Origin of the sequence: Alkalimonas sp. (genome assembly GCF_020831925.1) — a bacterium.
In the GTDB taxonomy this organism is placed as follows: Bacteria; Pseudomonadota; Gammaproteobacteria; order Enterobacterales; family Alteromonadaceae; genus Alkalimonas.
Map to the genome: position 1 here is coordinate 1 of NZ_JAFIFQ010000116.1, position 7,567 is coordinate 7,567.

General features: G+C 48.3%; 5 protein-coding genes, 1 tRNA gene and 1 pseudogene. 1 reads left to right on the forward strand and 6 read right to left on the reverse strand.

The window, feature by feature from the left end:
- Window positions 1–185 precede the first annotated feature (185 nt).
- Complete coding sequence (locus JJU14_RS16380) at window positions 186–1,313, reverse strand: GNAT family N-acetyltransferase/peptidase C39 family protein (RefSeq protein WP_228614793.1); 1,128 nt, start codon at window positions 1,311–1,313, stop codon at window positions 186–188.
- A 156-nt stretch (window positions 1,314–1,469) separates the two neighbouring features.
- Here JJU14_RS16380 and JJU14_RS16385 point away from each other — a divergent pair, with 156 nt between their 5' ends.
- Complete coding sequence (locus JJU14_RS16385; RefSeq protein WP_228614794.1) at window positions 1,470–2,936, forward strand: RimK family protein; 1,467 nt, start codon at window positions 1,470–1,472, stop codon at window positions 2,934–2,936.
- Window positions 2,937–2,975: 39 nt separating this feature from the next.
- Here the strand turns inward: JJU14_RS16385 and JJU14_RS16390 are convergent.
- The 5 genes and pseudogenes from JJU14_RS16390 to JJU14_RS16410 all read right to left on the reverse strand — a co-directional run.
- Window positions 2,976–3,062, reverse strand: a tRNA-Leu gene (locus tag JJU14_RS16390).
- A 124-nt stretch (window positions 3,063–3,186) separates the two neighbouring features.
- A complete protein-coding gene (locus JJU14_RS16395; protein ID WP_228614795.1) occupies window positions 3,187–4,137 on the reverse strand; it encodes a 2-oxoglutarate and iron-dependent oxygenase domain-containing protein in 951 nt (316 codons plus the stop codon).
- Between the two features lie 16 nt (window positions 4,138–4,153).
- Window positions 4,154–5,362 carry a NupC/NupG family nucleoside CNT transporter gene (locus JJU14_RS16400; RefSeq protein WP_091343190.1) on the reverse strand — a complete coding sequence of 403 codons (1,209 nt, stop codon included), beginning with the start codon at window positions 5,360–5,362 and terminating at the stop codon, window positions 4,154–4,156.
- An 18-nt stretch (window positions 5,363–5,380) separates the two neighbouring features.
- Window positions 5,381–6,013, reverse strand: a complete 633-nt coding sequence (gene udk / locus JJU14_RS16405) for a uridine kinase (RefSeq protein ID WP_228614796.1) — start codon at window positions 6,011–6,013, stop codon at window positions 5,381–5,383.
- 106 nt (window positions 6,014–6,119) lie between these two features.
- Window positions 6,120–7,567, reverse strand: a pseudogene (locus JJU14_RS16410) (cell envelope biogenesis protein OmpA); the annotation flags it as partial.

Consider the following 7,567-nt stretch of genomic DNA (forward strand, 5'->3'; position numbering starts at 1 on the left):
CCATCTCCAAGCGAGGGCGCCATTTTAGGGATTTAAACCGTGCTGTCAAGGCTGATAATCAACTTTTACCGCACTTTTTCCATCCCGCTGCAAGGCTCTGTTTCAGGACCCTGCTGGCTTGGGTCGGCATTATAGGGAGCCCTGTTGTGACTGCAAGTCTTATTTGCTGTTTTGTGTTTCTTTGCCTAAAAAGACGACGTTTTGTCTTTTTTAACGGCAACGGCCGCCTTTAAGCGTTGCTTACCATACAAAAATGCCTTTGCCAGGATGTTTCGATTCACCGGGATGTATTGATAATCTGCAGCATTTTGACCGGCGGCGGTATCAACATCGGGATCGTTTAAATAGACAAAGTCGCTATCGACATCACAAAGCAATACCCAGTGCGGCGCTTTGCTACGATCAAACTGCCAGGTACTGATCAGCAGCAACACCAAAAAACCCTGGTTTAGTTTCTCCAGCACATCATTGAGGGTGAACTCGCTAATATGCACCGGAATATTGGCCTGAGTGCATTTTTGCTGCTCAATCTGGTGGACCCGTTCCAGCATTTGTTTCTTTTGTGGGTTGCGTACCGAGTCGACAAACAGTGGCCCGGCTTGATTGAGCATGACTTCAACGTCAAAACCACGCTGCCAGGCAGCCAGCGCCAGTCCTCTTGGTCCGCATCCGCCATGCCCAGAGGTCATAAAGATGGTGGTGGCTTCGCGCCAGATTTCTAACTCCTGTGCGTAGGGATCGTATTTATTCGGCTCGAAGTAATTCATCGCCATCAGTAAAGCGGCCGGGCCGCAAGTAAAAGGAGTGGTCTGCTGGATAAACTGAATGCCTTTATCCGTGTTTTGCTGCTGATAACTGAACACGCGCTTTTGCATGCAAAGCGCGTCCGAGTGATCTTCATAAAAATCATGCCGAATAGCAAACTCCTGATAGCCCTGACGCCGGTACAAGGCTATAGCGCCTTCATTATCCGGCCTGACCTCCAGTCGTAAAAATACACAACGCCGCTGGCGGGCCGACAATTCTGCATGCGCTAACAGCAGCTGTGCAAAGCCTTGTTTGCGCTCTGTTGGCAATACCGCAAGCGAGTACAACCGGGCCAAACTAATGCCCCGTCGATACAACACCAGGAAATAGCCTACCAGTCGGCTATTTTTTTCCAACACCTGCAAATCACTGCGTTTATCGAGGATAAAGTGCCGGAAGCTACGACGACTCAAGCGATCAGCATCAAAGCAGGCTTGCTCAAGCTGCACCAGATCAGCCAGATCCTGCAAAACAGCATCGCGGATACAGAGATCTTTGCTTTCCATAGGCACCTTTTCTGTTATGTCATGGCACGGCATTGCACGTTGTTTTCAACCAACAGGCAAGACAATTTTTTTGCTGCTGACAAGTAAATGATTTCATTGGGCAGCCATCTGCACTACTGTCTACAATACAAGAAATGCATTTTCCAGGAACAGGATATGTCTAAGTTATTAATCGTAGTAGATAAGCTACAAGATTGGGGACCTTTCTTTCAATACGATGGCGTCATGACTCTGGCCGAGTACCTAAAGTGGCAGGGCAAATCGCGGCAGCGCGTGCGATTAATAAACCTGTGTCGGCAATCACAGTATCTGGGCTCTGGTTATTATTGCTCTTTGCTGGCCGAAGCCCGCAACCATCATGCTATCCCTTCGATTAAGGTATTTAATAAATTTAATCGCGACGAAATTGCGGATGTAATTGATGATATACCGGTGGCGCTTACGAAGCAGCTGAATAAAGCACTGACAGATAACACCGAGAACCAACTTACTTTTCAGCTTTACTTTGGCGAAACCAATGAGCGTTCGCTGAAAAAAGTAGCCGATTATCTGTTTGAAGCATTCTCTGTACCTATCCTGCACGTTGATTTGATTAAAAAGCAGCAGTGGCAAGTCAAAACCATCCGCATCGGCAGTTTACATAAGCTGACGGAGTCGCAACAAACGCAGTTTGCCGAAGCACTGGAGCGGTTTAGTCATAAAATCTGGCGCCTTGAACCTAGCAAGCGCCAGTTTAAATACGATCTGGCCGTTTTAATGGATCCGAAGGAGCAATTTCCTCCTTGCACACCCCGCTCCATTGAGTTGTTTTGCAGAGCCGCCAAAAAGGCGGCCATGGATACCGAGATCATTGGTGCACGTGATCATCAACGGTTAGCTGAATTTGATGGTCTTTTTATTCGTGAAACCACGGCGGTCAATCACCATACGTTTAAGATGGCGCTAAAGGCAGAGCGGGAAGGCCTGGCGGTGATTGATGATCCCAACTCCATCTTGCGCTGCAGCAATAAAATCTACCTGCAAACCTTGTTTGAACAGCATCAGGTGCCGGTGCCCGATGGGTTAATGCTATTTAAATACGATGCGGACAATCTGGAGCGGGCGGCTGATCTACTCGGTTTGCCCATGGTACTAAAAATTCCTGATGGCAGCTTTTCCCGCGGGGTGGTGAAAGTAAAAACCATGACGGAGCTGCGGCAAAAAATGACGGAGTTGTTTGAGCAAAGCGCCATCATCCTGGCCCAGCGTTATACCTTCACCGAGTTTGACTGGCGTATAGGCGTATTAAATGGTCAGGCCCTCTTTGCCTGCAAGTACTTTATGGCGCGTAATCACTGGCAAATCTACAAACATGGCAGCGGAAAAACACAAAGTGGTGCTTTTAGCACCTGTGCCGTCAATGAGGTACCTGCTCATGTGTTGGATGCCGCCATCCGCGCCTGTGCCCCGATCGGAGACAGCCTGTACGGTGTCGATATCAAACAGGATGGTGACCAGGTCTATGTTATTGAAGTCAACGACAACCCGAATATAGATGATGGGGTGGAAGATTTGTATTTGGGCAACAAGCTGTACGACTTGCTGGTGGAAGACTTTATCCGCCGCATAGAATTAAAACGGTAAGTTATAGGCGCAAAAAAACCGGCTTTAAGCCGGTTAATTTGGTGCAGATGGAGAGACTCGAACTCTCACGCCCTTTCGAGCACTAGCACCTGAAGCTAGCGTGTCTACCAATTCCACCACATCTGCGTGGTATGTTGGGCATCGCTGCTCAACATGGCGCACAGTATAGCGAGTTCCAAAAAGCTGTCAACTGCAATATGGCACAATTTAACGGCTTTTGTGTCACTCGCTTATTTGCTGTGCAAAGCGGCTATTTTCCGTTCTTTTTCAACAGACCAATCTCTTCCAGACGCTGCATCAAGTAGTCGTTGGAGTTGATTGGCTCCGGGTAGCGATTGGGACGTTCGGCACTGATGCAGCTTGGCAGGGTCTCAATCACAAAGTCCGGATTTGGATGCATAAAAAACGGGATCGAGTAGCGCGGCTCCCCTGCTGCTATACCAGCAGGGTTGACCACCCGATGGGTAGTGGATGGCAACACATGATTGGTTAGCCGCTGCAACATATCGCCAATATTCACCACAATAGTGCCTTCAATGGTGGTGACCGGCAGCCAGCTGCCATCCCGGCGCAGTATTTCCAGCCCCGCTTCATTTGAGCCGACCAGTAAGGTGATCAGGTTGATGTCTTCATGCTGACCAGCACGGATCGACTGGGTACTGGTATCCTGGATTGGCGGATAATGGATCGGTCGTAAAATCGAATTACCAAAATTGACTTTATCCGCAAAGTACTGCTGCGGCTGACCTAAAAACAACGCCAAGGCTTCCAATACCCGGTTGCCGAGTTTTTCCAGCTCACTGTAAAGTCGATAGGTCGCTTCATTAAAGCCCGCCACTTCGGTCGGCCAGACATTGGGGTACAAACTTGGATGTGGTGCAGGGCCATCCAGCTCCCGACCAACATGCCAGAATTCTTTTAGATCCGGATGCTTACTGTCTTTGGCCTTTTCAACACCAAAGCCGGTATAACCCCGGGCACCACCCTGTCCTGGCATATGGTATTTGGCTTTAACCTCATTGGGCAGCGCAAAAAACTGCTTAATTGCTGTGTATGTATTTGCTACCACGTCATCTGAAATACCATGGCCGCTAATGCCACAAAATCCAAATTCAGTGTAGGCCTTGCCAATTTCGGCAACAAAGTTATCTTTGTCGGTGGCAAACCGTCTTATATCTAACGTTGGAACTTGCTGTGTCATATAAAAGACCTGTTTTTTAGCCTAAAGAAAAAAAGAACCCTGCAATGGCAGCGCTCATTAAGTTGGCCAATGTTGCTGCCAGCAAGGCTTTTAAACCCAGTGCCGCAATATCAGCCCGGCGGCCGGGCGCCATACCGCCCAAACCACCTAATAGGATCGCAATGGAAGAAAAGTTGGCAAAACCACACAGCGCTATGGTCACGATCACCTGAGTATGGGCGCTTAGCTGCTCTTTTACCTGGACATAGTCAAGGTAAGCGACAAACTCGTTAATGACCAATTTCTGGCCAATAAAACTACCTGCCATCCGGGCTTCGTCCCAGGATACCCCTAAGATGAATGCCAGTGGCTGGAACACATAGCCGAAAATCAACTGCAGTGTCAGATTATCGATACCAAACCAACCGCCAATACCACCGACCATGCCATTGATAAGTGCAATCAAACCAATAAAGGCCAGCAGCATGGCGCCAACATTCAGTGCCAATTGCATACCACTGGAAGCACCAGCTGCAGCTGCATCAATCACATTGGTATGCGGTTTTTCCTGAGTAATTTCGGTCAGCTCGTTCTTTGGTTGCTCGGTTTCCGGCAAAATCATTTTCGCCATCAAAAAGCCACCTGGTGCCGCCATAAAGCTGGCCGCAATCAGGTATTTTAATTCCACGCCAAGCCCGGCATAACCAGCCAGTACCGAACCAGCTACAGACGCCAGGCCACCTACCATCACGGCAAAAAGTTCAGAGCGGGTCATGGTTGGGACAAAGGGCCGGACGATTAAGGGTGCCTCGGTCTGACCAACAAAGATATTGGCCGCAGCCGACATCGACTCTGGCCGACTGGTACCCAGCAGTTTTTGCAAGCCACCACCTATCAGGCGAATGACCCAGGTCATAATGCCGATGTGATAAAGCACCGCTATCAGGGATGAAAAGAAAATAATGATGGTGAGCACATGGATGGCAAAAATAAAGCCTTGCGAAAAACGCCCCAAATCACCAAATAAAAACTCTATACCAGCGTTGGCATAACCAATCACATTGGCAACTACCTGTGAAATGCTATAGAGCACATCCTGGCCAAAAGGAATATACAACACGAAGGCGCCAATCGCGACTTGGATAGCAAAAGCACCGCCAACGGTGCGCCAGTTGATGTGTTTTTTGTTATTCGATGCCAGCCAGGCCACCAGCAAAAGCACAGCTATACCTACTAATCCCATCATTCCCCTGGTCCTTTTTAATTATTCCGCCAAAAGCTGGCGGATTTTTGTTTTTATGATGTCGATAGCAATCTGATTTTTGCCGCCGCGCGTGACCACCAGATCGGCAAACTGTTTCGATGGTGCAATAAAATCAAAAAAGGCTGGTCGCACGGTATCTTCGTATTGCTCGACCACCGACTGTAAGCTTCGGCCCCTATCTTCCAAATCGCGACGGATGCGACGCAGCAAACAGATGTCCAGTGGCGTATCCATAAAGACACTGATATCGAACTCATCACGCAGCAATGGATCACTGAGCAGCAAGATCCCCTCGACCAGAATAACTTTCGCCGGTTGTACACAGATGGTATCCGGCAAACGGGTATGGGTCTTGTAACAGTATTGCGGCATCGCTATGGCTTTGCCTGCGCGCAGTTCCTGCAAGTGTTGCCCCAGCAGTTTGTGTTCAAATGCCGATGGATGATCATAGTTGGTCAGGGTGCGCTGCTCAAAGGATAAGTGACTTTGATCACGGTAATAGGCATCTTCAGCCAGAATGGCAATGCGCTCACCGCCAAGCTCCTCTACCAACTCCTGATAAACAGTTGATGCAAATAAACTTTTCCCTGATGCAGAAGCGCCGGCTATGGCGATAATAGTGTTCTTAGCCACGTTGTTGTCACTTTCCAATACACACAAAGAACAATTATCGCTAAAAAAGACCGATATAGAAATAAAAAACCGGCCAAAAGGCCGGTTTTGTCAGGAAAAAGCCTGATTAGAAGCGGTAACGAACGCCAATCTTGGCAGACCAGGTTGATGCGCGAGCATTGTAAGTAGTTGCAGAGCGCGGGGTATCGTCAAAGCCGCCGAAAGGACGACCATAGATGTATTGACCTGTCTCAGGATCAATCCCGATAGATGCCAAGCGAATGCCTGTATCCGAGAAACTCACCGTGTGACGCTGATTATCAGTCACTATAGCAAGAAGGTTACGCACATCTAAATAAATGGAACCTTTGTGGTTGTTGAAGAAACCAGGAATTTCCTGCTCTAAACGCAGATCTAAGTTGGTATTCCATGGGCCACGGTTGCCTTCATTACGAACTGCATAACCACCAGCATACTTACCCAAGTTTGCAGCTGCAATGTAACCAGCAAACTCTTCGTAAGTCAAACCACCGGTATAACGTACGTTTGGATCGTCCGCACCCGTTGGAATGTATGGCAGGTAGTTGGTAGAGCGCCACAGGTTTTGCTGTGAGCCATCACCAAAACCACGGAAGTTAAATGCATCAAGTGCATAGCTGTAAGGACGACCTGAAGTGCGATCCCAGAACAAGCTCGCTGTACTGGTGTAACCACTAAAAATTTCAGTGTTATACGTTAAGCTAGCCAAGAAGCGATGCTTCACTTCATAAGAAGCGCGACCAACTGTTGGGTTATTTTTATCAACAGCTGTTTGGAAGTTGTAGTTGGAATGTGCAGTGGATGAGCCACCAGAAGTGATGTCTTTTACATCCTGATTGGTATAGCTAAAGCGGAAGCTCAATCCATTGTCCCAAGCATTACCCAGCGTAAATGTTGAAATCAGGCTTCGCCCCCCAGAGACATTGGTCAACATTACATCATAACGATTTGTATTAAAGCCTCCGATCGTGGTTGGGCGGTCACCTGCCAAAGGATCCCAGCTTACATACAAAGGACGCCCACCTAATGATGTGATCTGATTACCACTTTCATCAAGTAATGCCGCTTTTGCCAGGTTAGTCCAAGCAACTTCTCGGTTCTTATGAGTATAAATAAACTCGGCGGATGTAAACCAGCCTGAACCTAAGACTGACAAATCAAGGTCATCATAATCAAATGCCAGGCTGTAACGGGTATCGTATGGCATCTTGAAGTTTGGATCGATTGGCGTAGTGTTACCATCACCGGCCGATAGAGCATCACGCATTTGCTGCGGAACCTGTTTGATATCAACATTTTCAAAATCAGCAAGGTTCGGTGCTGCAACAATGGTTACCCCGTCATTGGTGTAGGCATTCGAGATCCAGACATTAGGACGCCCGCCCGAGAACATACCCACCCCACCGCGGACAGTCATCTGGTCATTGACACTATAGTTGAAGCTAAACCGAGGTAACCAAAGCGCAAGGCCATCCATGTTGTTGGTGTTGGCAAAGCCATAACGATCCTGGAAGTTCTGGTTGAATGCTGGCGTAT

What these genes read in the sequence shown, in the direction of transcription:
- JJU14_RS16380 (WP_228614793.1), bottom strand. Translation starts at nt 1,313, where the DNA reads ATGGAAAGCAAAGATCTCTGTATCCGCGATGCTGTTTTGCAGGATCTG.
- JJU14_RS16385 (WP_228614794.1), top strand. Translation starts at nt 1,470, where the DNA reads ATGTCTAAGTTATTAATCGTAGTAGATAAGCTACAAGATTGGGGACCT.
- JJU14_RS16395 (WP_228614795.1), bottom strand. Translation starts at nt 4,137, where the DNA reads ATGACACAGCAAGTTCCAACGTTAGATATAAGACGGTTTGCCACCGAC.
- JJU14_RS16400 (WP_091343190.1), bottom strand. Translation starts at nt 5,362, where the DNA reads ATGATGGGATTAGTAGGTATAGCTGTGCTTTTGCTGGTGGCCTGGCTG.